Here is a 22400-nt window from a genome sequence, read left to right on the forward strand (position 1 = left end):
GCCCACGTCGTGGCTCACCCATCGCACGCGACAATGGCAAGAATCACACCGACCGGTACCCTCGGGCTGGGTATGAGCGACGACGACGAGCGCGAGTTCCGCATCGAGACGGACGCCATCCACGCCGGCCAACAGCCCGACACCGAGACGGGGGCGTTGATGACGCCCATCTACGCCAACTCCACGTACAAGCAGGACGCCCCCGGCGACCACCGCGGCTACGAGTACAGCCGCACCGGGAACCCGACGCGGACGGACCTGGAGGCGAACCTCGCGGCGCTGGAGGGCGGCGAGTTCGGCCGCGCGTTCGCCTCGGGGATGGGCGCGATCAACACCGTGCTCAACCTCCTCGAAGCCGGCGACCACGTCGTCACCGGCGACGACGTGTACGGCGGCACCCACCGCATCTTCACGCAGGTGTACGAGGACTACGACCTGGAGTTCGACTTCGTCGACACGACCGACCACGACGCCGTCCGCGACGCGATGCGCGAGGAGACCGCGTTGCTGTGGGTCGAGACGCCGACCAACCCCCTGATGCGCGTCAACGATATCGACGCGCTCGCCGACGTCGCGCACGAGTACGACGCGCTGTGCGCCGTCGACAACACGTTCGCGACGCCGTACCTCCAGCGCCCCCTGGAGCACGGCGCCGACATCGTGAGCCACTCGCTGACGAAGTACCTCGGCGGCCACTCCGACGTGGTCGGCGGCGCCCTCGTCGTCGACGACGAGGAGTTGGACGAGCGCATCGGGTTCTACCAGAACTCGGTGGGCGCGACGCCGGGCCCGTTCGACTGCTTCCTCGTCCTCCGCGGCACGAAGACGCTCCCGGTGCGGATGGACCGCCACTGCGACAACGCCCGCGACCTCGCGGCGTGGCTCGACGACCACGACGCCGTCGACCGCGTGTACTACCCCGGCCTCGACAGCCACCCGCAACACGACCTGGCGAGCGAGCAGATGGACGACTTCGGCGGGATGCTGTCGTTCGAGTTCGACGGCACCCTCGAACAGGCGAGTACGGTCGTCGAGGAGACCGAGGTGTTCACGCTCGCGGAGTCGCTCGGCGGCGTCGAGAGCCTCATCGAACAGCCCGCAGCGATGACCCACGCGGCCATCCCGAAGGCGGAGCGCGAGGCCGCCGGCCTCACCGACGGCCTGATCCGCGTCTCCGTCGGCGTCGAGCACATCGACGACATGAAGGCGGACCTGCAGGCGGCGTTCGACGCGGCGCTGGAGTAGTCCCCGGACGCGCGCGGTCGGCGCACTGTCGGCCAGGGAACCGCGCCGCGACGATCCGTCACCGAAGACGGGTGGACACCGACGGACTCTCGCCGGATCGGCGTCGCCCCCGAAGAACCGCGGATACGGCAATGCTCGCCGGGCTCTCCCGGATCCGAAGCGTCTTATCCGAGTGTGACACAGCGACACACAATGTCTCACCGAGTCGGTATCCTCGGCGCCACCGGCGCCGTGGGTCAGCGGTTCATCCAACTGCTCGACGACCACCCACAGTTCGACATCGCCTGTCTGACCGCCAGCGAGTCCTCCGCGGGCAAGCCGTACAGCGAGGCGGCGAAGTGGCGCCTCGACTCTGCGATCCCGCACTCCGTCCGCGACAGCACCGTCCGCGCGACCGACCCTGCAGAGATCCCCGACGACGTCGACCTGCTGTTCTCCTCGCTCCCCTCCGGCGTCGCCGCCGAGATCGAACCCGACCTGTGTGAGGCGGGCTACGTCGTCTCCTCGAACTCCTCGAACGCTCGCATGGCCGAGGACGTCCCGCTCACCATCCCCGAGATCAACCCCGACCACCTCGACCTGATCGAGGTCCAGCGCGACGAGCGCGGCTGGGACGGCGCGCTCGTGAAGAACCCGAACTGCTCGACCATCACGATGGTGCCGACGCTCGCGGCGCTCGACGAGTTCGGCCTTGAACGCGTGCAGGTGTCGACCCTGCAGGCCGTCTCCGGCGCCGGCTACGACGGCGTCACGTCGATGGAGATCATCGACAACGCCATCCCGCACATCGGCGGCGAGGAGGAGAAGATGGAGACCGAGAGTCGGAAGCTCCTCGGCTCGTTCGACGGCGCCGAACTGTCGCTCCACGACGCGGAGGTGGCCGCCTCCTGCAACCGCATCCCGACCATCGACGGCCACCTCGAGAACGTGTTCGCCGAACTCGACGCCGACCCCTCCGTCGACGAGGTGCGCGACGCGATGGCGTCGTTCCCGAGCGCGGATCTCCCGTCGTCGCCGGAGCCGCTCATTCACGTGTTCGGCGACGACCAACCCGAGCGCCCGCAGCCACGGATGGACCGGATGCGCGGCGACGGGATGCAGGTGGTCGCCGGCGGCGTCCAGTCGACGCCGTCTGGTGTGAAGTACAACTGCCTCGCGCACAACACGATCCGCGGCGCCGCCGGCGCCTCCGTCCTCAACGGCGAGTTGCTCGCCAGCGAAGGCTGGATCTGAACGACTCGGCGACTCCTCCCGCTCCTTCGGCAGTCTCCGTCTCGTCGCAGTACCGTTCCGTCTCTCGGACCGCCGTCTCGGTTCGCGCGCGACTACCGCATCAGCGCCGCGTCGGTCTCCGCGAGGTACGTCAAGACGGCGAGTGGAACGAGCAGTCCCAGCGCGGCGACGTACGCGCCGTCGACGAGCAGCCGTCCCGAGACGGCGACGGCGGCGATGACGATCACGACGTTCAGGGGGCTCGCGAGCACCAAATCGATGATTCCGGTCACGCCGCGGGTACGTGGCGGAGCCGCAAAAGCTCGCCACTCCCGGATCGTGACGGGGATTTATGATGTGGCGCGCGATACCGCGGCGCATGACCGAGGGGAGCGACGACGACCACCGCGCTGCGGGCGTGGCCGACGCCGTCGGCGACGGTCGCCGCAAGTACGTCGAGGTAGTGACCGCGGCGGGCGAACGCCACGAACACGGGGACGTGCTCCTTCGCGAGTCGGAGACGGCATTTTTCGTCTCGACGGAGACTGGCTTCCCCGCCGAGGAGACGACCGTCTACCCCAAGGAAGAGCTCTCGCGGGTGAGCGTCGAACAACACCACAGCGCCTGCTTCATCACGACCGCGGTCGCGGGTGAGGCCGAGACGCTCGCGTCGTTGCGAGCGTTCCGCGACGACGCACTCCGGCCCTCGCCGGTCGGTCGCCCCCTCGTGAGGCTGTACGAACTGATCAGCCCGCCGATAGCCGACACCCTCGCGGCTGCTCCCGAGGGGTACACCGCGCGTGCCGTCCGGCGCATCGTCCGGGGCTGTGCCGTGCTCGCACGTCGCCGGCGAGACGGCGGCCCCCTCGCGACCGCGGCGCTGAGCGTGGTGTTGACCCTCCTGTACGTCGTCGGCGTCACGGTCGCCGCCGCCGGCCACGCCGTCGCAGTCGCGAGGCGGCGCCCCAGCGAGCGAGCGGCCCCCGAGTGAGCCCGAGTGACCCCGCGCTTCACCCGAAGAAGCGGCGGAGGCTCTCGGCGGGTCGGTAGCCCAACCCGGCTTCGCGTTCGACCGTGAACCCCTCGCGGTCTGCCACCGGTGACAGCTCCGCGACGAAGTCGTCCGGGTCGAACTCCTCGGCGTGGATCCGGTACGCCTTGGCCGTCTCGTCGACCGCGTAGATGCCGAGTCGGGGGTTGCCGAACCGGCCGCCGTCGCTGACGACGACTCGGTCGAGCGACTCGTACGACAGCCACGTCACCGCGTCGGCGCGCGCGAGTACCTCGTCGATGCCGTACTGCTCCAGCAACTGCCGCATCGCGGCGGCCTCGCGGCGGTGTTTCCGCGCGCCGATCCCGAACATGGGAGTGATCGCCCCGTACTCGGCGACGTGGACGCCGTCGGAGGCGAAGAACGTCTCTGCGATCCGCAGCGGGAACGACCCGGTCATCCCGAAGTGGGCGTGCACCTCGACCTCGACCCCGGACTCGAACGCCTCCGAGTCCGTCGGCGCTCCATCCGCCGCAGGGTCGGTCTGATCGGAGTCGGCGTCGCCGGCGGCAGCCGACACGGCGGCGTCGCGGTCGGCGCTCACGACACGCCTCCGTCGGGTTCGGTCTCGGTGTCGGCCTCGGGCGCGTCGCCGCGCCCGTACGCGAGGAACGCGAACAGGTAGGCGCCGCCGACGAACAGCAGTCCCGCGCCGACCGACACCTCCAGTGTGACGTACACGCCGGCAGCGAGGCCGAGCACAGCCACCGCGATGGCCGCCCTCGTCCCGAGTGGGTAGCCACCGTCGCCGGCGGTCGCCCCGCCGGTGTCCGCCGCGTGGTCGCCGTCGATGCCCAGGCGCCGCTCGAACAGGTAGGTCACGACCATCACCGCGATGGTGGTGACCGTGAGCGCGGTCCGCGCCGCGGGCGGGACGGTCACGCCGACCGCCTCCCGCAGCGCCAGCGGGAGGCCGATGACGGCGAGGCCGCCCAGGTAGATCGCCAGCCGGTACGCCACGAGCGCGCCGCCGAGGTCGTCGACGGCCGAGTCGGTCGGTCGGGGTGTGTCGTCTGTCATGTGGATCGGTGTCCGGAAATATCACGTCTCGGCCCGCTCACGCGAGCAGGCCGGTCGCCTCGTCCGCCTCGTCGACGGTGTCACTCGACTCCAGTTTCCCCTGTGCAGAGCGGTACATCGTGTACACCTGCACGGCGAGCGCGAGCACCCACAGGAGGTAGCCGCCGGGTGCGCTCCCAGCGACGCCGACCTCCGTCGCGAACACGTCCAGGCCGAATCGACTCACCAACTGGTCGCTGATGAGCAGGACGCTGAAGAACCCGAAGAAGCCCGTCGCCCACCACATCGCGACGACGCGAGCCCAGCCAGGCTGGGTGTGCTCCGGGAGCCGCGTCGTGTTGAGGATGGTGACGAGCGCGTTGTACGGCCACATCATCACGCCAGCGATGGCCGCACCCAGCACGAGCAGGATCCACGGCTGCTCCAACTGGAGCCCGATGATCCCAATCCCCCAGAGGGTGAAGCCGGTGAGCAGGCCGAAGAACACCCGGTTCAGGTCCCAGCCGGCCTGGCGACCGTACATCTCGTAGAGGATGTCGACGCTGTTGCGGACGAACGACTCGAGGATCGCGTACTGCGTCGAGAACAGCGCGATGAAGATCACCACGTACAGCAACGCGCCGCTGACGCCCCCGACGGCCGGGATCACCTCGGTGAGCCACATCTCGATGGCGCCGACCTCGGTGCCCGCGGCGTATTCGGCGGTGATCGTCATCGCGACGGTCGCGACGACCAGCAGGCCGACGACGAACGTGAGGAAGTGCTCCTGTTGGCAGATCTTCCACCACGCGCGCCAGCGACGCATGTTCGTCCGCGTCGGCTCGAACACGACGCCGTTCTCGTGGACGGTCTCGATCTCCCCGCCGCTCTGGAGGGGGTTGAGCACGCGCCCCTGGTACGTCGCCATCCCGTACCCCTTCTCCCGGGCCCACACGCCCTGCGAGAGGTTGATGTACCCGCCGGCGCCCGCGTACGCGAGGCCGCCGAGGAACACCGCGATGTCCATGTTCTCCGGGAGCGCGCCGAAGTTGACGGCCCCCGCCGGGATGTTCGCGAACTGGCCCGCAGAGCCGACCAGGAACACCAGCACGACCGCGCCGGCGATGGCGACCACCATCAGCGCGACCTGTGCCTTCTCGATGATGTTGTAGATGATCGGCCCCGCCTGGTACGACAGCCAGATCAGGACCATCAGGCCGATGCCGATGATCGGCCAACTGCTCGTCGAGATGCCGATGCCGGCCGCCGCCACCTGCGAGGCGCCGGCGGCCCACCCGGGCCAGCCGAGGTGGATGAAGCCGGCGACGAGGAAGAACCACGGCCACAGGGAGCTCATCCGCTCGAAGGCGCGGAAGATGCTCTCCCCCGTGGCGATGGTCCAGCGCTGAAGCTCCGTGTTGATGAAGAACTGGGTGATGACGCCAACCCAGAACGCCCAGTACAGCCCCCAGCCGTTCTGGGCGACCAGCGTCGGCCAGAACATCGTCTCCCCGCTGCCGAGCGACGCCCCCAACATGATCGCGCTGGGGCCGACGATGTGGGAGACTTTCGGCACCTTCGGGAGGTCGGATACCTTGAAGTTCCCGCCCTTGTCGGGGTCGGGGTACTCCGCCGTCTCCGGCGCGTCCCGTAACGAGTCGTAGTCGATGTCACGATACACCGTCTCTCGGTACTGTTCACCGACGCTCTCGGTCGCGTACACGTCGTCCGTGTCGGTCACGCCGCCGTCGGTGCGGGTCTCGTCTCTGTCCATTGTCTCTCGTGCGGCGGCCCGTGCGATTACGGGCCACGTTCCGTGTCAACGTTCCTCGTACGATGCGGTGGCTACTGTCTTACGAAACGACATAATAGTGTCGGTCAACCGACCACACATCCACGATCCGAGCTTTTCGGGAGCGGAGCGCCCGGAATTCGGGGTCGCGCCCCATCCGTGTCGCTACTCCGCCAGCGCGGCGGCGACCTTCTCGATCGGGTGGGGTGGCTGTTCGCTCGCGCCGTCGCGGTCCCCCAACTGCGACCGGCACGACGCGCCCGGCGCGGTGATGGCGTCGGCGCGACTCTCGTCGTGTGCCTCGAACAGCATCGAACCGATAGCCTTCGACAGGTCGTAGTGTTCGGCCTCGTACCCGAAGCTCCCGGCCATCCCGCAGCAGGTGGTGTCGAGCGGGTCGACGTCGTAGCCGGCGCGCCTGAGCACGCCGACCGCGTGGTGGTCTTTGTTGAGCGACTTCTGGTTGCAGTGGCCGTGGTACGCGAGCGTCTCGCCGGCCTCGGGGTCATGCCGGAACGACATCGCCACGTCCAGTCGCGTCGTGTCGAGGTACTCCATGACGCCGTAACTCGCGGCCGACACGGCCTCGACGGCGTCGCCGTCGAGCAGATCCAGGTACTCGTCTTGGAACATCACCGCGTCCGACGGCTCGACGGAGACGACGTCGTACCCCTCCTCGACGAACGGCGCCAGCGCCTCGACGTTTGCCGCGGCGCGGTCGCGCGCCTTCTCGAGGAAACCGGTCGAGAACGCCGCCCGGCCCGAGGCCGCGAGGTCGTCGGGGACGCGGACGTGGACGTTCGCCGCCTCCAGCACCTCGACGGCGGCCATCCCCACGTCGGGCTTGCTGTAGTTCGTGTAGGTGTCGGGGAACAGGACGACCCGGGCGTCGGCACGGGCGGCGCTCACGGCCGCCCCGCCGCGTCGCTCGAACCGCTTGCGGAACGTGTCGCGGGTGAACGTCGGGAGCGCGCGGTCGCTGGCGATACCGAGCGTCTTCTCCATCACCGTCCGCGCGCCCGGGAGCGTCGCCGCCGCGTTCGCCACCGGCGCCAACGCGCTCCCGATCCGACTCGCCGTGTCGATGTCGGCGAACAGTCGCTCGCGCAGGCCCGCGCCCTCGCGCTCGTGGTGTTCGTGTTTCACCTCCGCCTTCAGCTTCGCGAGGTCGACGCCGGTCGGGCAGTCCGACATACAGCCCTTACAGCCGACGCAGAGCCCGAGAACCTCCTCTTGGAAGCGGTCGGAGTGGATTTCGTCTTCGGAGAGGTCGCCGGAGATGGCCGCGCGGAGCATGTTCGCGCGCCCTCGCGTGGCCTGCACCTCCTCCTTCGAGGCGCGATATGTGGGACACATCACGTCCCCCTCCGTCTCCCGGCAGGTGCCACAGCCGTTGCACAGTTCGACGAGGTGGGCGAACCCGCCCTCGTCAGAGAAGTCGATCGCCGTCTGCGGTTCGATCGACTGGTAGTCGGCGCCGTAGCGCAGGTTCTCCCGCATGTCCGTGTCGGCCGCCGACTCGGGGTACCCCTGCTCGGCAGCCGTCTCGCCGTCGACGTACACGACCTTCCCGGGGTTCATCCGCCAGTCCGGGTCGAACGCGCTCTTCAGATCCTGGAACGCGCCCCACAGCGCCGGCCCGTACATCTTGGGGTTGAACTCCGTGCGCGCGAGGCCGTCGCCGTGCTCGCCGGAGAACGCGCCGAAGTGGTCGAGCACGAGGTCGGTCACGTCGTCGGTGATGGAGTGCATCGTCTCGATGCCGTCCTCCTGTTTCAGGTTCAAGATCGGCCGGATGTGGAGCGTGCCGGACCCAGCGTGCGCGAAGTACGCCGCCGAGGTGCCGTGCGCCTCCAACACGTCTTCGAACTCCTGAACGTACTCGGCGAGTTCCTCGGGCGGGACGGTCGCGTCCTCGATGAACGGGTACGGCTTCGGGTCGCCCTCCAGACTCATCAACAGCGGAATCGCGGCCTTCCGGAGCTTCCAGAGCTTCCCCTGCGCCTCGTCGCTGTACGCCTCCAGCACGTCGAAGGCGGCGCCCGAGTCCACGAACTCGGCGTTCGTGTCGGCGACGGCGGCCTCGAAGTCGTCCATCAACTCCGAGTCCCACTCCAGCATCAGTGCCGCCGCGGTGCCGTCGGGGATCGGCTCCTCGTACTGGGCGTACTCGGTCGACTCGCGGGCGAGTCGGAACACCTCGTCGTCCATCAACTCGACTGCGCTCACGGGGTACTCCAGCGCGACCGGGACGGCCTCCATGGCGTCGACGAGGTCGTCGAAGCAGTAGAGGGCGAGGGCGGTCTCCTCTGGTTTGGAGACGAGCGAGACGGTCGCCTCCACGATGGTGCCGAGGGTCCCCTCCGCGCCGACGAACAGTTTCGAGAGGTTGATCACCTCCTCGCCGTCGTCGTTCTCGTAGATCACCTTGTGGAGGTTGTAGCCGGAGACGGAGCGCTTGAGGCTCGGGTACTTCGCGTCGATTTCGTCCTCGTGTTCGCGAACTAGGCCCTCGACCGTGCGGTACAGTTCCGCCTCGATCCCACCCTCGTCGATGATCGCCTCGTGCTCGTCGGAGCCGAGCACCACCTCGCGGGTGGTGATCCGGGTGCCGTCAGCCAGCACCACGTCCAACTCCTCGGTGTAGGCGTCGGTGATGCCGTAGCGCACCGAGTGAGCGCCCGTCGAGTTGTTACCGATGCCGCCGACGACCGTCGCGCGCCCGGACGACGCGGGGTCCGGCGCGAACTTCAGGCCGTCTTCGGCCAGGCGGTCGTCGAGGTGGTCTTGGACGACTCCCGGTTGCACCGTCGCCTCTCGCGCCCCGGGGTCCACGTCGACGATGTCGTCCATGTGGCGCGTCGTGTCGATGACCACACAGCCGGGACCGACCGACTGCCCCGCCAACGACGACCCCGTCCCGCGCGGCAGCACCGGCACGTCGTGCTTGGCGGCGACTTCGTGAACGGCGACCACGTCGTCGGCGTCGCGCGGGCAGACGACACCCGCGGGCCGCGCCCGATAGATCGACCCGTCGGTCGCGTACAGCACCTGCGCGTACTCGTCGAACTGGACCTCGCCGGCCACTCGGTCGCGCAGATCCGACGCGAGCGCCTCGTACTCGGCCACGTCCGGCCTGTCGTACCCCAGCGAAGCCGCCGACGTGTCCCATCGCGACGACGCGTTCGGTTCGTTCGTTGCCATGTGGGAACCGAAGGAACAATCGTGTAAATACTCTTTGTCAAATGTTGCCACCCGACGCTCCTCGACAGCCGGCGTCTATCGCGCGGCGGCGGTGGGATGACACCAACCGTTATGTCCGCCCGTGTGTCACTCACGAGCATGGCGTTCATCCACATCTGTCTCAACGTCGCCGACGCCGACCGTGCGGCCGACTGGTACGCGGACAACCTCGGCTTCGAGCGCTCGTGGGAGTTCACGACCGCCGACGGCGACACGCGGAACCTGTACGTCGCCGACGAGAACGGCGTCGAACTCCAGTTGTCCGACACCGACGGCGAGGACACTTTCGAGGAGGGGACCGCGTACGACCACTTCGCGGTGAAGGTGGACGACGTCGACGCCGCGTTCGAGCGCATCGACCACCACGGCGTCGTGAAGGAACCGGGTGACCAGCCCGAGGCCGGCGCGCGGACGGCGTTCCTCAAGGACCCGGACGGCCACACCGTCGAACTGGTCCAGCCATTGGAGTAACCCACACTCCCGCTGGGATCCGGTTGTCCGGGCAAAACTGTGTCTGGAACTAACGTTTATGATAGTTCGCCGGGACTCATGAACCGGTAGACATGAGCGTGCAACGCAATTACGAACGCGAGTTCGTTCGGACGTTCTTCACGTCCCCGACGGCGATCAAGGAGGGTGACGACTCGGCGAAGATGCTGCGCCGCGCGGCGGGCTTGCGCGGGATGCAGGCGCCGGACGTGTGGATCCCGGACAACGAGGACGCGACCGCGCCCAACATGCGAGCGGAGGGCGCACAGAACATCATCGAGGTCGTGGGCGAGCACGGCGCCGACTTCCCGGGAGAGATCCACCCACGGATCGAGTGGCACCGAGACCGCCCGACGACACGACTGAACGGCTTCGAGTACATGCGAGAGATCGCCGACCCCGAAAACGGCGCCGTCGAGCACATCGACGGGTTCGTGATCCCCGAGGTCGGCGACATCGACGACTGGAAGAAGGCCGACGAGGCGTTCCAACTCGTCGAGGCCGAACACGGACTCGAGGAAGGAAGCCTCTCGATGTCGGTGATCGTCGAGAGCGGCGAGGCTGAAATCGCGCTCAACCGCATCCGCGACGAGATGGGCAAGCCGTCGAACACGCTCGAACGGATGTTCATGCTCGTCGACGGCGAGGTCGACTACACGAAGGACATGCGTGGGATGACGCCGACCGGCGAACTCCCCGAGTGGCCTGAACTCCGACACAACACCTCTCGTGGCGCGAGTGCCGCCGGACTCGTGGCGGTCGACGGCCCGTACGACAACATCCGCGACGTCGACGGGTACAAACAGCGCATGGAGGACAACCGCGCGAAGGGGATGACCGGCATCTGGTCGCTCACGCCCGGGCAGGTGGAGGTGGCGAACACGGCCCCGCTCCCGCCCGTCACCGGCAGTTGGCTGCTCGACGTGGACGGTGAGGAGGTCGAGTTGACCGCCGACGGCGACACGCAGGTGTACGACGGCGACGACCTCTCGCTGGAGGAGACGGGCGACGGCTACGTGCTCCGCGTCGGCGGCGACGAGCACGAACTGAGCGCGGACGAACTCCGCGAGGAACTGCTCGACATGACGTCGTACGTCCCGAGCATGGACGACATCGTCGACTCCATGGAGGAGTTCGAGGCGGCCAAGGAGTCCGGCATGGGTGCCATCGCGATGACGCAGGCTGCGACGCTCGTCATCGACGGCGTCGAGGTGTCCCTGGAGAAGGACCGGATGTGGGACGAGGCGACGTATCAGGCCGCACAGACTCCCATCACGCTGTTCCAGGACGTGTACGAGCACCGCCCGGACCAGCACGAGGAGCTGGAGGAGCTGTACGGCGCGGACGTGGTCGCACGCGCGACGGAAGTCGGGAACTGACGAGCCCCGCGCGCTCCGGGGGTCGCCGCGACGACAACGTTTTTTCGACCGCCGCTCCGCAGTCGGAGCCATGCGACTCGCACGCGCACAGACGGAAGCCGGCGTCCGCGAAGGGGAGTACCGCGACGGCACGCTCGTCACCGACGACGCCGAGTACGAGGTGAGCGAGGCGGACCTGCTGGCACCCTGTGACCCGGACGCGCTGTTTTGCGTCGGGCGCAACTACGCGGCGACGCTCGACCAGATGGACTACGAACGACCCGAGGAACCAGACTTCTTCATCAAACCGCCCCACAGCGTCGTCGGTCACCGCGACCCCATCCCCTACCCGGAGTGGACGGACGAGTTGACGTACGCGGGCGAACTCGTGGCTGTCATCGACGAGCCCTGTTCTGACCTCGAACCCGAGGAGGTGCCCGACGCGCTCCGCGGCTACACGCTCATGAACGACGTCGACGCGCTCGACCAACAGGGCCGGACGGCCCGGAAGGCGTTCACCGCCTCCGGCCCGCTCGGGCCGTGGATCGAAACCGACCTCGACCCCACCGGCATCGACATGCACACCGACGTGGGCGGCGAGCGTAGACAGGAGGCGAACACGGAACTGATGCTGTTCGACCCGTACGAGGTCGTCTCGTACCTCTCGAAGCGCTTCGAGTTCCGCGCGGGCGACTGCGTCGCGTTCGGCTCCCCCGCCAACCCCGGTCTGGTCGACCCGGGCGAGTCGGTCGAGATCACCTACGAGGGCGTCGGCACGCTCGTCAACGAGGTCGTCACGGACACGTAACGGGCGCCATCGGCAATCACGGCTGATAGTCGGGAGCCAACCCTTACCACCTCTTCGGGTGTCACTCGCGCATATGACATCCGGGGAGACGGGCGTCCCAGCGTCCGGTCCGACGAGTGGCCCGATGCCGGACGCCTCGGAGCGCTTCGTGGTCGTGAGCGACGACGACGAATGGACTCGACGCGTCCGTTCGTCCTCGGCGTTCCCGGTCGAGCGAGTCCCCACCGAACGGGCGGACGCTCCGGACACCACGTTCGACGGCTACCCCGCCGCGGTCATCGTCGACGGAACGAGCGACGCCGACCCCCTCGTCGCGTTCGGGAGCCTCCGCGATGCGTATCCCGACACGGCGTGCCTGTTGGCAGGCGGCGGCGGTCGCGTCGACCACGGCGGTGCCGACGCGGACGGCCGACCGGTCGTGCTGGAGTACGTCCCGGCACGCACCCCATCGGCGGTCGCGGCAGCCGCCGAGTTCGCCGTCGAGCGACGGACGCACCGGAGCTACCCTCTCGCCGAGCGCGAGGACGACCGCGTCGCGTCCGCTCGTGCGCTCGACGTCGACCGGCTGTACGAGTCGGCCGGGCTCGACGACCTCGCGAGCGCCAGCGTCCGCGCCGTCGACGCCGAAGCCGCCACCGTGGCTCTGCTCGGCGAGTACCGACTTCGGATCGTCGGCGCGTCCGACTCCCGACTCCCGGCAGTCGTCGACCGCGCGCGCTCCGTCTCGACGTACACCGTCCTCGAAGGCGACGTCCACGAAGTGCCCGACCTCGCCGCCGACCCGCGGTTCGAAGCCCACAGCCGCGCCGTCGAACTGAACCTGCGGTCGTACCTCGGGGCGCCCCTCCGCGTCGACGGAGTCGCCGTCGGGTCGCTGTCGGTGTTCCGCAGCGAACCGGGGACGGCCACCGCCGCCGACCGCGAGATGCTCCGCTTGCACGCGAGCGTCGCCGAAGACCTGCTCGCGGCGGCGAGACCCGCCGCGGGTGCCGACTCGAACGCTTCCGACGACTCGTCTGCCGACAGCCACCCTGCTGGCGTCGACGACGACGAATCGACCGGCCACTGATCCGCGACATCGTGAGCCGCTGACCCGACCAACCGAGCGACCTCTCTGAGTCGGCGGGGCGCTCGGGGTTACTAAGTGGTCCCCGGTCGTCGCCCCGCCCATGCGAATCGTCGTCACGCGACAGAAGATCCACGGCCACCCGGCCGCAGAGTTCGTCGACATCCTCCGCGAGCGGCTTCCCGACCACGAGGTCGTCCTCGCCGACACCCCCGACGCCGAGCGCGAGGCGATCCGAGACGCCGACGTGGTCACGGGAGAGGGATTCACCACCGGGTCGCTGTTGGACGAGGCGGCGTCGCTGAAGCTGTTCGCGGGCGTGTACGCCGGCACCGGCCACCTCGACCTCGACGCCTTCGAGGCCGCGGGCGTCGCCGTCACCAACGCCTCCGGCGTCCACGCGCCCAACATCTCCGAGTACGTGGTCGGGGCGCTCGTCTCGCTCGCACGCGACTTCCGACGCGCGACTCGCCAGCAGGACCGCCGCGAGTGGCGGGCGTACCAGACGCGAGAGCTGTACGACTCGACGGTCACCGTCGTCGGCCTCGGCGCCATCGGGACGGCGGTCGTCGAGCGACTGGACGCGTTCGGCGTCGAGACGCTGGGCGTCCGCCACTCCCCCGAGAAGGGCGGTCCCGTCGACGAGGTGTTCGGCTACGACGACCTCCACGAGGCGCTCGCGCGAACAGACCACCTCGTGCTCGCGTGCCCGCTGACGGACACGACACGGGGACTGATCGACCGTGAGGCGCTGCGGACGCTGCCGCCGCAGGCGTCGCTGGTGAACATCGCTCGCGGCCCCGTCGTCGACACCGACGCGCTCGTGTACGCGCTCCGCTGGAACCACATCCGCGGCGCGTTCCTCGACGTGACCGACCCCGAACCGCTCCCCGAAGACCACGAGTTGTGGGGGTTCGACGACGTGCACATCACCCCGCACAACGCGGGGCACACGCCGCAGTACTTCGAGCGCGTGGCCGACATCCTCGCGGGCAACGTCCGGCGGATCGCGGACGCAGACGGCGAGGAACTGCCCGAGTTGGAGAACCGCGTCGTCTGAGCCGCTCGCGACCTCACGACGGCTGCGCCGGCAGTTCTCGTCGTGGTGTCGGCGACGGAACACGGTTTTAACTGTCCGAGAGCGTACCAGAGGGCATGGCCAAGTACTCTACGGGGAGCGGCGGCGGGGGTGGCTCCGGCGACGCCTGCGAACTGTGCGGTCGCGAGGACACGAAGCTCCAGTCCGCGAACGTCGCGGGCGCGAAGCTCCAGGTGTGCTCCGACTGCGCCCCCCACGACGACAACGCGTCGCGGCGGGGGTCGGGCCACGGAGGTGGTGGCGGCGGAGGCGGCGGTACGCGCGACGCCTCCGAGCCCAACCGCAAGAAGCGCGCCGCCCAGAACGTCGCGAAGGCCCTCGACGCGAACACCGGCGACTCCCGGCGCTGGGAGGAGCAGGGCACCGACTACGAGAAGGACCGCCTCCCGTACCTCGTGAAGGGGTACGGTGACGTCGTCGCCGAGGCGCGACAGGACGCGGGGCTGACCGCCGACGACCTCGCCAGCGAGGTCGACGTCGACGTGAAGCAGATTCACGCGGTCGAGGAGGGACGAGCCGCCCGCGCCGGCGTCGGCGGGTCGACGGTGCGCAGCCTCGAGCAGGTGCTCGACGTGACGCTCGTCGACGAGTAGCGAGGCCGACCAACGGGAGGCCTCGTCGGACGGCGGCGAGGTCGTCTGGCCGAGCCGCCGACTATCCAGACCAACGGGAGGCCTCGTCTGATGGGCGGCGAGGTCGTCTGGCCGAGCCGCCGACTATCCAGACCGGAGGGGGGCCTCGTCGGACGGGGCCCACCGCGATACGGCACGTCGATATCGCCACGGGCGTACCACTTTTCGGCTCCCGCAGCGACCTGCTCCCATGAGCCACTCGCTCGCGGCCGACCACCCCGAGGTACGGGAGTTCGAGGCGACCGTCGAGTCCGTCGACGGGCGGGACGTGACGCTGTCGGAGACGTACTTCTACCCGGAAGGCGGCGGGCAGCCCGCAGACCGCGGCATCCTGGGCGGCGTCGGCGTCGCCGACGTCCAGTCGCACGGCGACGCCGTCGTCCACACGCTCGCCGAGGACCCAGCCTTCGACGTGGGCGACACCGTCGCCGCGGTGATCGACGACGACTACCGGACGTACTGCATGCGCGCACACACCGCTAGCCACGTGCTGTACGGCGCAGGCCGACGCGTGCTGGACGACCTCGGCTACGGCGGCTTCGGCATCACCGACGACAAGGTGCGCGTCGACTTCGAGACCTCGACAGAGATTACCGACGACGTGCTCGTCGACCTCGAACGACTCGTCAACCGCACGGTGTGGGATTCCCGGGACGTGTCCTGGGAGGAGCGCCCGGTCGAGGAGGCCCAGAGCGACGCGGCGGTCGCGTTCAACACGAAGACCGAGGAGGACGTAATGGCCGACGCGGAGTCGGTCCGCGTCGTCACGGTGGCCGGCTGGGACGAGGCCGCCTGCGGCGGCACGCACGTGTCGAACACCGCTGAAATCGGTCCCGTCACCGTGCTCGACCGATCGAACCCCGGCGAGGGGCTCACGCGCGTCGAGTTCGCGGTCGGCCCCGTCGGCATCGACCGCCAAGCCACGGTCCACCGCGGCGCCCGGACGGCGGCCAGCGAACTCGGCGTGGCGCTCGACGACCTCCCCGACGCGGTCGCCCGACTCGTCGACGAGCGCGACGGGTTGGCCGACGACCTCGCCGACCTGCGCTCGGAGGTGCTCGTCGGTCGCGTCGCCGATCTGGACGCCGTCTCGGTCGACGGGGCGGACTGGCGTCTCGGCGTCGTCTCCGGGTTCGACGCCAACGCCGTCGGCGAGGCCGCCCAGTCGGTCGTCGACGACGAGGGAGCCCCCGACGCGGTCGCGGCGGTCGGCGACGGAGACGCGCCGTTCGTCGTCGTCGCCTCGGGAGGGACCGTCGACGCTGGCGACGTCGTCGACGCCGTCACCGACGAGTTCGGCGGCGGTGGTGGCGGGTCGCCCACGTTCGCGCAGGGCGGCGGCTTGAGCGCCGATCCGGAGACGGTCGTCTCGTTCTTGCGAGAGCGCTGAGGCGGCGCGGACCACTTCAGTGGGGGCGTGACGCCCGCACTCGTGACTTCTTCGCGGTTACTCCGACCGGTCTCCGCGCCGGTTCATCCCGGCGACCAGCGCCGCCAGCGCGAGGAGCGCGATGACTGCGGTCACTGGAGTGAACCCGGGGAAGCTAACCCCCGTCTCTGGCCCCTCCGTGGGCGTCCCCGGCGACTCCGCGGGGATGGGCGTCGCAGTCGGCGTCGCCGACGGGGTCGCGGTCGGCGTCCGCTCGCGTACCGCCGTCACGGTCAGCGGTTCGGAGGTCAGGTCGTCGGCCTCCGCGACGACGGTGTGCTCGCCTGCCTCCTCAAGTTGGATCCTGAGCGTCCCGTCGCCACCGGTGGTACCGACCTCCGTGTCGTCGACGAGCACGGTCGCGTCGGCCACGGGGTCGCCGTAGGCGTCGACGACGGTGACGACGTTGCGCTCGCCGACGAGCACGCGGTCGTTGACGGCGGTGACGTTCAACTCGGGCGTCCGGCTGATGTTGAGTCGCACCGTGGTCGCGGACTCGCCCACGTCGAGTGTGCGCTCGACCGTCCCGTACCCCGCTTTGGTCACGACGAGGTCCAGGTTCGCGTTCACCGGCACCTGTGCGGTCGCCTCGCCGTTGTCGAGCGTCCGGAACGTGCCGGCGGTCTCCAACTGGATCTGTGCGTCCGCGACCGCCGACGGCGGGGTGAACCGGTCGTCGGTCACCTCGAAGGAGACGGTGACCGACCCGCGCTCGACGGTGACGGACTCACGGGCCGCCGTCCCGACGCTCACGTCGCGCATGACTCGGTAGTAGCCCTGTTTCACCACCGAGAGGCTGTAGGTCCGCTGTTCGACGACACCGGTCGTGAAGCCGCCGTTGGCGTTCGTGCGGCCGTTCACGACGATTTCGCCGTCGGCTCGCAACACCACGCGCGCGTCGCCGACGGGGTCGCCGCCGGCGTCTTCGACGGAGACGGTCAGGCTCCCGCGCTCGCGGACGGTGATCGACACAAGGTCTTCGGTGGCGTTCTCGACGACGTATGGCTCGTTCCGGACGTAGTCGGGGTGGTCGATAGCGACCTCGACGGTCGCGTCCTCCGGCACGTCCACGAACGCGCGCCCGTTGCTCGCGGTCGTCGCCGTCGCCTCGCCGTCGTCCCACGTGGCGGTCAACTCGGCGCCGCTGACAGCGTCGCCCGTGGGCGTCTCCACTGCGACGGTGAGGGTGACGGTCGCTTCCTGCGTGGCCGCCGCGTCGGCGCCAGCACCGCTGCCGACGGCGCCGACGGCGCCGAGTGCGGGTGCGACCGCGAGCACGAGGACCACCGCCGCGAGGACCGGGAGGCGTGTGTGAGAGCGCATCTGTGTACCGCCTCGCACTCCCGGCTGAAAGGTACGAACAGCTTTCACGCGTCAAGGCCGCCGCTAACCCGGTGATCAAACGGAACGGGTGGGCGTCGGCGTGCAGTCAGTCACGCTTATCCTCCGCGCGCCGAAGCCGAGTGGTATGGCACACGCGAACGCGGACGCGTACGGGCACTCCCCGTCGATGCTCACCGACGAAGAGCGTGCGATCCGCGAGGTGGTCCGGGAGGTCGCCGTCGAGGAACTCCGGCCGGGGGCCCAGGCGGCCGACGAGACGGAGACGTTCCCCGAGGAAGCGTGGGACAAACTCGCCGAGTTGGACCTCACTGGGCTGACGACGCCCGAGGAGTACGGCGGCTTCGACGCCGACCGGTCGACGTACGCGGTCGTCAACGAGGAGTTAGCGTACGGCCAGTTGGCCGTCGCGACCGCGCTGTCGGTCCACTGCCTCGCGACCTCCTGTATCGCGAACTTCGGGTCGGAGGCGGTGCGCGAGGAGTGGCTCCCGGACATGGTCGACGGGCGGCCAGTCGGCGCGTTCTGTCTCTCGGAACCGGGCGCCGGTTCGAACCCGGCACAGATGCAGACGACCGCCGAGCGCGACGGCGACGAGTACGTCCTGAACGGCGAGAAGCAGTGGATCACGAACGGCGAGCGCGCGGGCGTCTACATCGTGTTCGCGAAGACCGACGCCGACGACCAGGGGTCGATCACGCAGTTCCTCGTCCCCGCCGACTACGACGGCGTCGAGGTCGGCAAGAAGGAGGAGAAGCTCGGCCTGCGCGCCTCCGACACCGTCGGGATGCAGTTCTCCGACGTGCGCGTCCCCGAGGAGTACCGACTCACCGAGGAGGGACGCGGGCTCTCCGCGGCCCTGAAGACGCTCACGGGCGGTCGGATCGCAATCGCCGCACAGGCCGTCGGACTCGCACAGGCGGCGTTCGACGAGGCCCGCGAGTACGCCCACCAGCGCGAACAGTTCGACGCGCCGATCGCCGAAATCGAGGCGGTCCGCAACAAGTTCGCGGAGATGGGGACGAAGGTGCAGGCGTCGCGCCTACTCGTCCGTGAGGCCGCGCGGCAGGCCGACGCCGGCGAGGACCCGCGACTGGCGGCGTCGATGGCGAAGTACTTCGCAAGCGAGTCCGCGGTCGACGTGACGAACGAGGCGGTCCAGATCCACGGCGGTTACGGCTACATGAGCGAGTTCGACGTGGAGCGGTTCTACCGCGACTCGAAGATCACGACCATCTACGAGGGGACGACCGAGATTCAGAAGACGATCATCGCGCGGGAGCTCCTGTAGCGCGATGTCCGGCGACTACACCGCCTACGACGCGGTCGTGTTCGACCTCGACGGCACGCTCGTCGACCTCGTCGTCGACTGGCAAGCGGTCGCCGACGATGCGATCGCGATGTTCGAACGGAACGGGCACGACGTCGCGGGCGCCGGCCTCTGGGACCTGCTCGAACGGGCGGACGACGACGGGCTTCGACCGGAGTTGGAGGCGGTGATCGCGGGCCACGAGGTGCCCGGCGCCGAGGCGTCCGAGCGTCTCGCCCACGCCGACCACCTCCCCTTGACGGTCCCCACCGGCGTCTGCTCGCTCAACTGCGAGGCGGCGTGTCGGACGGCGCTCGACCGACACGACCTGTCCACGCACGTCGAGAGCGTCGTCGGGCGCGACTCGGTGGCGACGTACAAGCCCGACCCCGAGCCGCTGGAGGCGACGCTGCGTGACCTCGGCGCCGACCCCGACGCGGCGCTGTTCGTCGGTGACTCCGAACGCGACGCCGTGACCGCAGAGCGGGCTGGCGTCGACTTCCGCTGGGTCTGAGGAAGACTCACCCAGCGCCGCTGCCTCCGAGCCCTCACTCGGCGCGGACGTTCTTCTCGTAGTAGTAGGCGCCGAGCGCGGTCACGATCCAGATGACTGCGCCGACGCGGATGGCGAAGGATGCGCGCGCTCCCCACGTCGGGAGCGTCACGAACACCGAGAGTGCGGCGACCAGAATCGATCCGAGCGTGACCGTGACGACGAACGTCGCCTGCATCACCCAGCCGTAGTCGACCCCGTCCGGATCGGTCGTCTCGACGCGCTCTGGCACGGGTCGTCTGTTCGAGGCGGTCGGGTAAGCCGTGTCGGTTCCGACCGGCAGTGGACCCTCGGACTCGCCCCCCTCAGCACCCGACGCTCTCGGGCGGGGCGGGGACGCTCACCTCGTAGACGACGAGTGTCCGACCGTCCTTGCGGAACAGGACCGTGTACGACTGACCCTCAGCGGAGATCACGTCGAGGGCGGCGTCGCTCCCGCAGCCGTCGATGTGGGCGTACGACCCCGGGCCGACGGTCGGCCCGGCGGTCCACACGGTGCTCCAGGCGATCTCGTTGCCTGACTCGTCGCGGATGAACACCTCCGTCCCGTCGGCGATGTCGCCCGCCCGATGGTGGATCTCGATGTACGGTCTGCCGGAGTTGTCCGCGCCGTCGGCGGCGTAGGTCGTCACGTCGAGCGCGACCTGTGGCGCGGGCTCGCCGAGTCGGTCGTCGAACCCCAGCGCCATGCTGCCGACGACGGCCCCAAGCAGGGCGACGATCGCCACCATGAGGACGACGCCGATGACCGGCGAGACGCCACGGTCGGTCATTGCTGGTTGGTTGTCAAGACGTGTGAAAACGATTCGCACACGATTATCAGTTCGGAAACCCGTCGGTCGCGCTCGGATCGCACGGATTCTTGGGGGGACCCCGCCAAGCGCGCGGCATGGTCACCACGCGGGAGCTCCGGGAGCGCCCGGCCGACGAGCCGATCACGATGCTCACGGCGTACGACGCACCGACGGCCGAAATCGTGGACGAAGCGGGAATCGACGTGATCCTCGTCGGCGACTCGATGGGCAACGCCGTCCTCGGCCACGACTCGACGCTCCCGGTGACGCTGGAGGAGATGCACAGTCGAACCGCCGCCGTCGCTCGAGCGACCGACGACGCGCTCGTCGTCGCGGACATGCCGTTCCTCTCGTTCGGCGTCGACGAGGCAGACAGCATCGAGAACGCCGGGCGGATGTTGAAGGAGGCAGACGCCGACGCCGTGAAGCTCGAATCCGGGCCGCACACGGTCGAGTTGACCCGGCGGCTCACGCAACTGGGCATCCCGGTGATGGCGCACCTCGGACTCACCCCACAACACGTGAACGAACTGGGCGGCTACCAGCGACAGGGGACCGACCCCGACGCGGCGGAGCGACTGCTGGAGTTGGCCCGCGACCACGAGGAGGCGGGCGCCTTCTCGCTGGTGCTCGAACACGTCCCCGCGAACCTGGCCGCACAGGTCACCGACGCGCTCGACATCCCCACGATCGGTATCGGCGCCGGCCCCGACACGGACGGGCAGGTGCTCGTCATCACGGACGTCCTCGGCCTCGACGAGTGGTCGCCGCCGTTCTCGAAGCAGTACGCCGACCTGCGTGGCGTCGTGACCGACGCCGTCACGGCGTACAAAGAAGAGGTCGAGAACGGCGACTTCCCGGCGGACGAGCACAGCCACGTCGAGTCCGACGTGGACGACGTGTACTGACCAGGTTCTCGTCGCTCGCGACGGATCTGCTGACAGGCGGCTCACCGCTCCCCGGATCGCTGAGCCGCGCACCCGCGAGGCGACCCGGGCCGGTCACGTCGGCACGGGGGTCGTGGTCGCCTCCTCGTACGTGAACGTTCGGCGGCAGAGGGTCGGCGGGCGAGGGCTCACGACTACAGTCCGTCGAGGAAGTCGCCGACGGTGTCGTTGAACGCCGCGGGTCGCTCGGCCATCGCCATGTGTGCGGCGTCGTCCAGCACCGCGAGGTCGCACTCGGGGATTGCGTCGGCGAGCGCCTCGTGGTAGCTGACCGGTGTGAGGCCGTCGTGTTCGCCCACGACCGCGAGCGTCGGCACCTGGATCTCGTCGAGGCGGTCGCGCACGTCGAACTCGTGGCAGGTGCGGAAGTCGCGCTCGACGACCGCGCGCCCGGCGTCGCGCATCGCCGCTCGCGACTGATCGAGTGTCCGCTCGTCGACGTCGTGGAAGAGACGGTCCGGGCCGTGGAGGAACTCGACGGCGCGGTCGAAGTCGTCCTGGAGCCACACGAGCAGGTCTTCGAGCACGGTCAACTTCGCGCCGGTGCCCGTCAGGACGAGGCCGTCGAGGTCGAGATCCAACTCCAGCGCTGCCCACATCGCGACGGCGCCCCCCAGCGAGTGCCCCACCAGCACGGAGGAACCGGTCGCCTCGGCGACGGCCTCCACGTCTGTGGCGTACGCCTCCAACGTCTCGGGACCTGGCTCGGCACGCACGTCGTCGCTGTCTCCGTGGCCGCTGAGGTCGAGCGCTGCGACGGGGCTGTGATCCGTCAGTCGGAACTGCCCCGCCCACACCTCGCTCGTCCCGCCGCTGCCGTGTACACACAGGAGACCGGCGTCGTCGCCGCCACCGCCGTCGCCGCCGTACCGGTACGCAACGCGCCGACCGTGGTGCTCGGTCGTCGTTTGTTCCATACGTGACGTGACTTCGGTCGGGGCATAAATCGGAGGGGCTCCGTGACGTGAGCGACGAGTGGTGTGAACCGCCAGACGACTCTGTATCGGTCACCCCGTCGCCTTATTGCGATTCA

22 protein-coding genes are annotated in these 22400 nt (G+C 69.2%); 13 read left to right on the forward strand and 9 right to left on the reverse strand.

Translation table 11 applies throughout. The features are described from left to right. Positions 1-72 precede the first annotated feature (72 nt). Positions 73-1245 (forward strand): cystathionine gamma-synthase, encoded by a 1173-nt coding sequence (locus P0R32_RS09635; protein ID WP_276236740.1) that lies wholly within the window; start codon positions 73-75, stop codon positions 1243-1245. A 192-nt stretch (positions 1246-1437) separates the two neighbouring features. After that, on the forward strand, positions 1438-2478 hold the full coding sequence (gene asd / locus P0R32_RS09640) for an aspartate-semialdehyde dehydrogenase (protein WP_276236741.1): 1041 nt from the start codon (positions 1438-1440) through the stop codon (positions 2476-2478). A 92-nt stretch (positions 2479-2570) separates the two neighbouring features. Here the strand turns inward: asd and P0R32_RS09645 are convergent, their stop codons facing one another. Further along, positions 2571-2750 carry a hypothetical protein gene (locus P0R32_RS09645; protein WP_276236742.1) on the reverse strand — a complete coding sequence of 60 codons (180 nt, stop codon included), beginning with the start codon at positions 2748-2750 and terminating at the stop codon, positions 2571-2573. Positions 2751-2836: 86 nt separating this feature from the next. On the opposite strand from P0R32_RS09645, the gene P0R32_RS09650 reads away from it, so the two are divergent. Beyond that, positions 2837-3448 carry a CFI-box-CTERM domain-containing protein gene (locus P0R32_RS09650; RefSeq protein ID WP_276236743.1) on the forward strand — a complete coding sequence of 204 codons (612 nt, stop codon included), beginning with the start codon at positions 2837-2839 and terminating at the stop codon, positions 3446-3448. Between the two features lie 19 nt (positions 3449-3467). Here the strand turns inward: P0R32_RS09650 and P0R32_RS09655 are convergent, their stop codons facing one another. The 4 genes from P0R32_RS09655 to P0R32_RS09670 form a co-directional block, all read right to left on the reverse strand. Continuing rightward, positions 3468-4052 (reverse strand): hypothetical protein, encoded by a 585-nt coding sequence (locus tag P0R32_RS09655; protein ID WP_276236745.1) that lies wholly within the window; start codon positions 4050-4052, stop codon positions 3468-3470. Further along, positions 4049-4528: a hypothetical protein gene (locus P0R32_RS09660; protein ID WP_276236747.1), complete on the reverse strand. Its 480-nt coding sequence runs from the start codon at positions 4526-4528 to the stop codon at positions 4049-4051. The genes P0R32_RS09655 and P0R32_RS09660 overlap by 4 nt, the downstream gene beginning before the upstream one ends. Before the next feature lie 37 nt (positions 4529-4565). Further along, positions 4566-6281, reverse strand: a complete 1716-nt coding sequence (locus tag P0R32_RS09665) for an Nramp family divalent metal transporter (RefSeq protein ID WP_276236748.1) — start codon at positions 6279-6281, stop codon at positions 4566-4568. Between the two features lie 183 nt (positions 6282-6464). Further along, positions 6465-9503: an FAD-binding and (Fe-S)-binding domain-containing protein gene (locus P0R32_RS09670; protein ID WP_276236750.1), complete on the reverse strand. Its 3039-nt coding sequence runs from the start codon at positions 9501-9503 to the stop codon at positions 6465-6467. 138 nt (positions 9504-9641) lie between these two features. On the opposite strand from P0R32_RS09670, the gene P0R32_RS09675 reads away from it, so the two are divergent. From P0R32_RS09675 to P0R32_RS09705, 7 genes are all read left to right on the forward strand, one after another. Beyond that, a complete protein-coding gene (locus P0R32_RS09675) occupies positions 9642-10013 on the forward strand; it encodes a VOC family protein (RefSeq protein WP_276236751.1) in 372 nt (123 codons plus the stop codon). 92 nt (positions 10014-10105) lie between these two features. Continuing rightward, a complete protein-coding gene (gene aceB, locus P0R32_RS09680; protein WP_276236752.1) occupies positions 10106-11410 on the forward strand; it encodes a malate synthase AceB in 1305 nt (434 codons plus the stop codon). 70 nt (positions 11411-11480) lie between these two features. After that, on the forward strand, positions 11481-12197 hold the full coding sequence (locus P0R32_RS09685) for a fumarylacetoacetate hydrolase family protein (RefSeq protein WP_276236753.1): 717 nt from the start codon (positions 11481-11483) through the stop codon (positions 12195-12197). A 73-nt stretch (positions 12198-12270) separates the two neighbouring features. After that, complete coding sequence (locus tag P0R32_RS09690) at positions 12271-13266, forward strand: GAF domain-containing protein (RefSeq protein ID WP_276236754.1); 996 nt, start codon at positions 12271-12273, stop codon at positions 13264-13266. A 100-nt stretch (positions 13267-13366) separates the two neighbouring features. After that, positions 13367-14323 (forward strand): D-2-hydroxyacid dehydrogenase, encoded by a 957-nt coding sequence (locus P0R32_RS09695; protein ID WP_276236755.1) that lies wholly within the window; start codon positions 13367-13369, stop codon positions 14321-14323. A 95-nt stretch (positions 14324-14418) separates the two neighbouring features. Beyond that, a complete protein-coding gene (locus tag P0R32_RS09700) occupies positions 14419-14955 on the forward strand; it encodes a helix-turn-helix domain-containing protein (protein ID WP_276236756.1) in 537 nt (178 codons plus the stop codon). Positions 14956-15184: 229 nt separating this feature from the next. Beyond that, positions 15185-16384, forward strand: coding sequence for an alanyl-tRNA editing protein (locus tag P0R32_RS09705; RefSeq protein WP_276236757.1), 1200 nt, complete (start codon positions 15185-15187; stop codon positions 16382-16384). Between the two features lie 57 nt (positions 16385-16441). Here P0R32_RS09705 and P0R32_RS09710 read toward each other — a convergent pair whose 3' ends face one another. Then, positions 16442-17746, reverse strand: coding sequence for a carboxypeptidase-like regulatory domain-containing protein (locus P0R32_RS09710; protein ID WP_276236758.1), 1305 nt, complete (start codon positions 17744-17746; stop codon positions 16442-16444). Between the two features lie 145 nt (positions 17747-17891). Here P0R32_RS09710 and P0R32_RS09715 point away from each other — a divergent pair, with 145 nt between their 5' ends. Then, entirely contained in the window at positions 17892-19055 is a 1164-nt protein-coding gene (locus P0R32_RS09715) for an acyl-CoA dehydrogenase family protein (protein ID WP_276236759.1), read from the forward strand. A gap of 4 nt (positions 19056-19059) precedes the next feature. Then, a complete protein-coding gene (locus P0R32_RS09720) occupies positions 19060-19587 on the forward strand; it encodes an HAD family hydrolase (RefSeq protein ID WP_276236760.1) in 528 nt (175 codons plus the stop codon). Positions 19588-19621: 34 nt separating this feature from the next. On the opposite strand, the gene P0R32_RS09725 is transcribed toward P0R32_RS09720, so the two are convergent. Next, on the reverse strand, positions 19622-19858 hold the full coding sequence (locus P0R32_RS09725; protein WP_276236761.1) for a DUF5822 domain-containing protein: 237 nt from the start codon (positions 19856-19858) through the stop codon (positions 19622-19624). 73 nt (positions 19859-19931) lie between these two features. Then, complete coding sequence (locus P0R32_RS09730) at positions 19932-20399, reverse strand: type IV pilin N-terminal domain-containing protein (RefSeq protein ID WP_276236763.1); 468 nt, start codon at positions 20397-20399, stop codon at positions 19932-19934. A 116-nt stretch (positions 20400-20515) separates the two neighbouring features. On the opposite strand from P0R32_RS09730, the gene panB reads away from it, so the two are divergent. Further along, the gene (panB, locus tag P0R32_RS09735; RefSeq protein ID WP_276236764.1) at positions 20516-21328 is read left to right on the forward strand and encodes a 3-methyl-2-oxobutanoate hydroxymethyltransferase; all 813 of its coding nucleotides are present in this window, start codon (positions 20516-20518) and stop codon (positions 21326-21328) included. 173 nt (positions 21329-21501) lie between these two features. On the opposite strand, the gene P0R32_RS09740 is transcribed toward panB, so the two are convergent. Further along, positions 21502-22284, reverse strand: a complete 783-nt coding sequence (locus tag P0R32_RS09740) for an alpha/beta fold hydrolase (RefSeq protein WP_276236765.1) — start codon at positions 22282-22284, stop codon at positions 21502-21504. Positions 22285-22400 lie beyond the last annotated feature (116 nt).

This window comes from Halobaculum marinum (assembly GCF_029338555.1).
Lineage (GTDB): Archaea > Halobacteriota > Halobacteria > Halobacteriales > Haloferacaceae > Halobaculum > Halobaculum marinum.

What these genes read in the sequence shown, in the direction of transcription:
- P0R32_RS09740 (WP_276236765.1), bottom strand. Translation starts at nt 22,284, where the DNA reads ATGGAACAAACGACGACCGAGCACCACGGTCGGCGCGTTGCGTACCGG.
- aceB (WP_276236752.1), top strand. Translation starts at nt 10,106, where the DNA reads ATGAGCGTGCAACGCAATTACGAACGCGAGTTCGTTCGGACGTTCTTC.
- P0R32_RS09710 (WP_276236758.1), bottom strand. Translation starts at nt 17,746, where the DNA reads ATGCGCTCTCACACACGCCTCCCGGTCCTCGCGGCGGTGGTCCTCGTG.
- asd (WP_276236741.1), top strand. Translation starts at nt 1,438, where the DNA reads ATGTCTCACCGAGTCGGTATCCTCGGCGCCACCGGCGCCGTGGGTCAG.
- P0R32_RS09685 (WP_276236753.1), top strand. Translation starts at nt 11,481, where the DNA reads ATGCGACTCGCACGCGCACAGACGGAAGCCGGCGTCCGCGAAGGGGAG.
- panB (WP_276236764.1), top strand. Translation starts at nt 20,516, where the DNA reads ATGGTCACCACGCGGGAGCTCCGGGAGCGCCCGGCCGACGAGCCGATC.
- P0R32_RS09715 (WP_276236759.1), top strand. Translation starts at nt 17,892, where the DNA reads ATGGCACACGCGAACGCGGACGCGTACGGGCACTCCCCGTCGATGCTC.
- P0R32_RS09670 (WP_276236750.1), bottom strand. Translation starts at nt 9,503, where the DNA reads ATGGCAACGAACGAACCGAACGCGTCGTCGCGATGGGACACGTCGGCG.
- P0R32_RS09720 (WP_276236760.1), top strand. Translation starts at nt 19,060, where the DNA reads ATGTCCGGCGACTACACCGCCTACGACGCGGTCGTGTTCGACCTCGAC.
- P0R32_RS09730 (WP_276236763.1), bottom strand. Translation starts at nt 20,399, where the DNA reads ATGACCGACCGTGGCGTCTCGCCGGTCATCGGCGTCGTCCTCATGGTG.
- P0R32_RS09700 (WP_276236756.1), top strand. Translation starts at nt 14,419, where the DNA reads ATGGCCAAGTACTCTACGGGGAGCGGCGGCGGGGGTGGCTCCGGCGAC.
- P0R32_RS09650 (WP_276236743.1), top strand. Translation starts at nt 2,837, where the DNA reads ATGACCGAGGGGAGCGACGACGACCACCGCGCTGCGGGCGTGGCCGAC.
- P0R32_RS09635 (WP_276236740.1), top strand. Translation starts at nt 73, where the DNA reads ATGAGCGACGACGACGAGCGCGAGTTCCGCATCGAGACGGACGCCATC.
- P0R32_RS09695 (WP_276236755.1), top strand. Translation starts at nt 13,367, where the DNA reads ATGCGAATCGTCGTCACGCGACAGAAGATCCACGGCCACCCGGCCGCA.
- P0R32_RS09705 (WP_276236757.1), top strand. Translation starts at nt 15,185, where the DNA reads ATGAGCCACTCGCTCGCGGCCGACCACCCCGAGGTACGGGAGTTCGAG.
- P0R32_RS09660 (WP_276236747.1), bottom strand. Translation starts at nt 4,528, where the DNA reads ATGACAGACGACACACCCCGACCGACCGACTCGGCCGTCGACGACCTC.
- P0R32_RS09690 (WP_276236754.1), top strand. Translation starts at nt 12,271, where the DNA reads ATGACATCCGGGGAGACGGGCGTCCCAGCGTCCGGTCCGACGAGTGGC.
- P0R32_RS09665 (WP_276236748.1), bottom strand. Translation starts at nt 6,281, where the DNA reads ATGGACAGAGACGAGACCCGCACCGACGGCGGCGTGACCGACACGGAC.
- P0R32_RS09675 (WP_276236751.1), top strand. Translation starts at nt 9,642, where the DNA reads ATGGCGTTCATCCACATCTGTCTCAACGTCGCCGACGCCGACCGTGCG.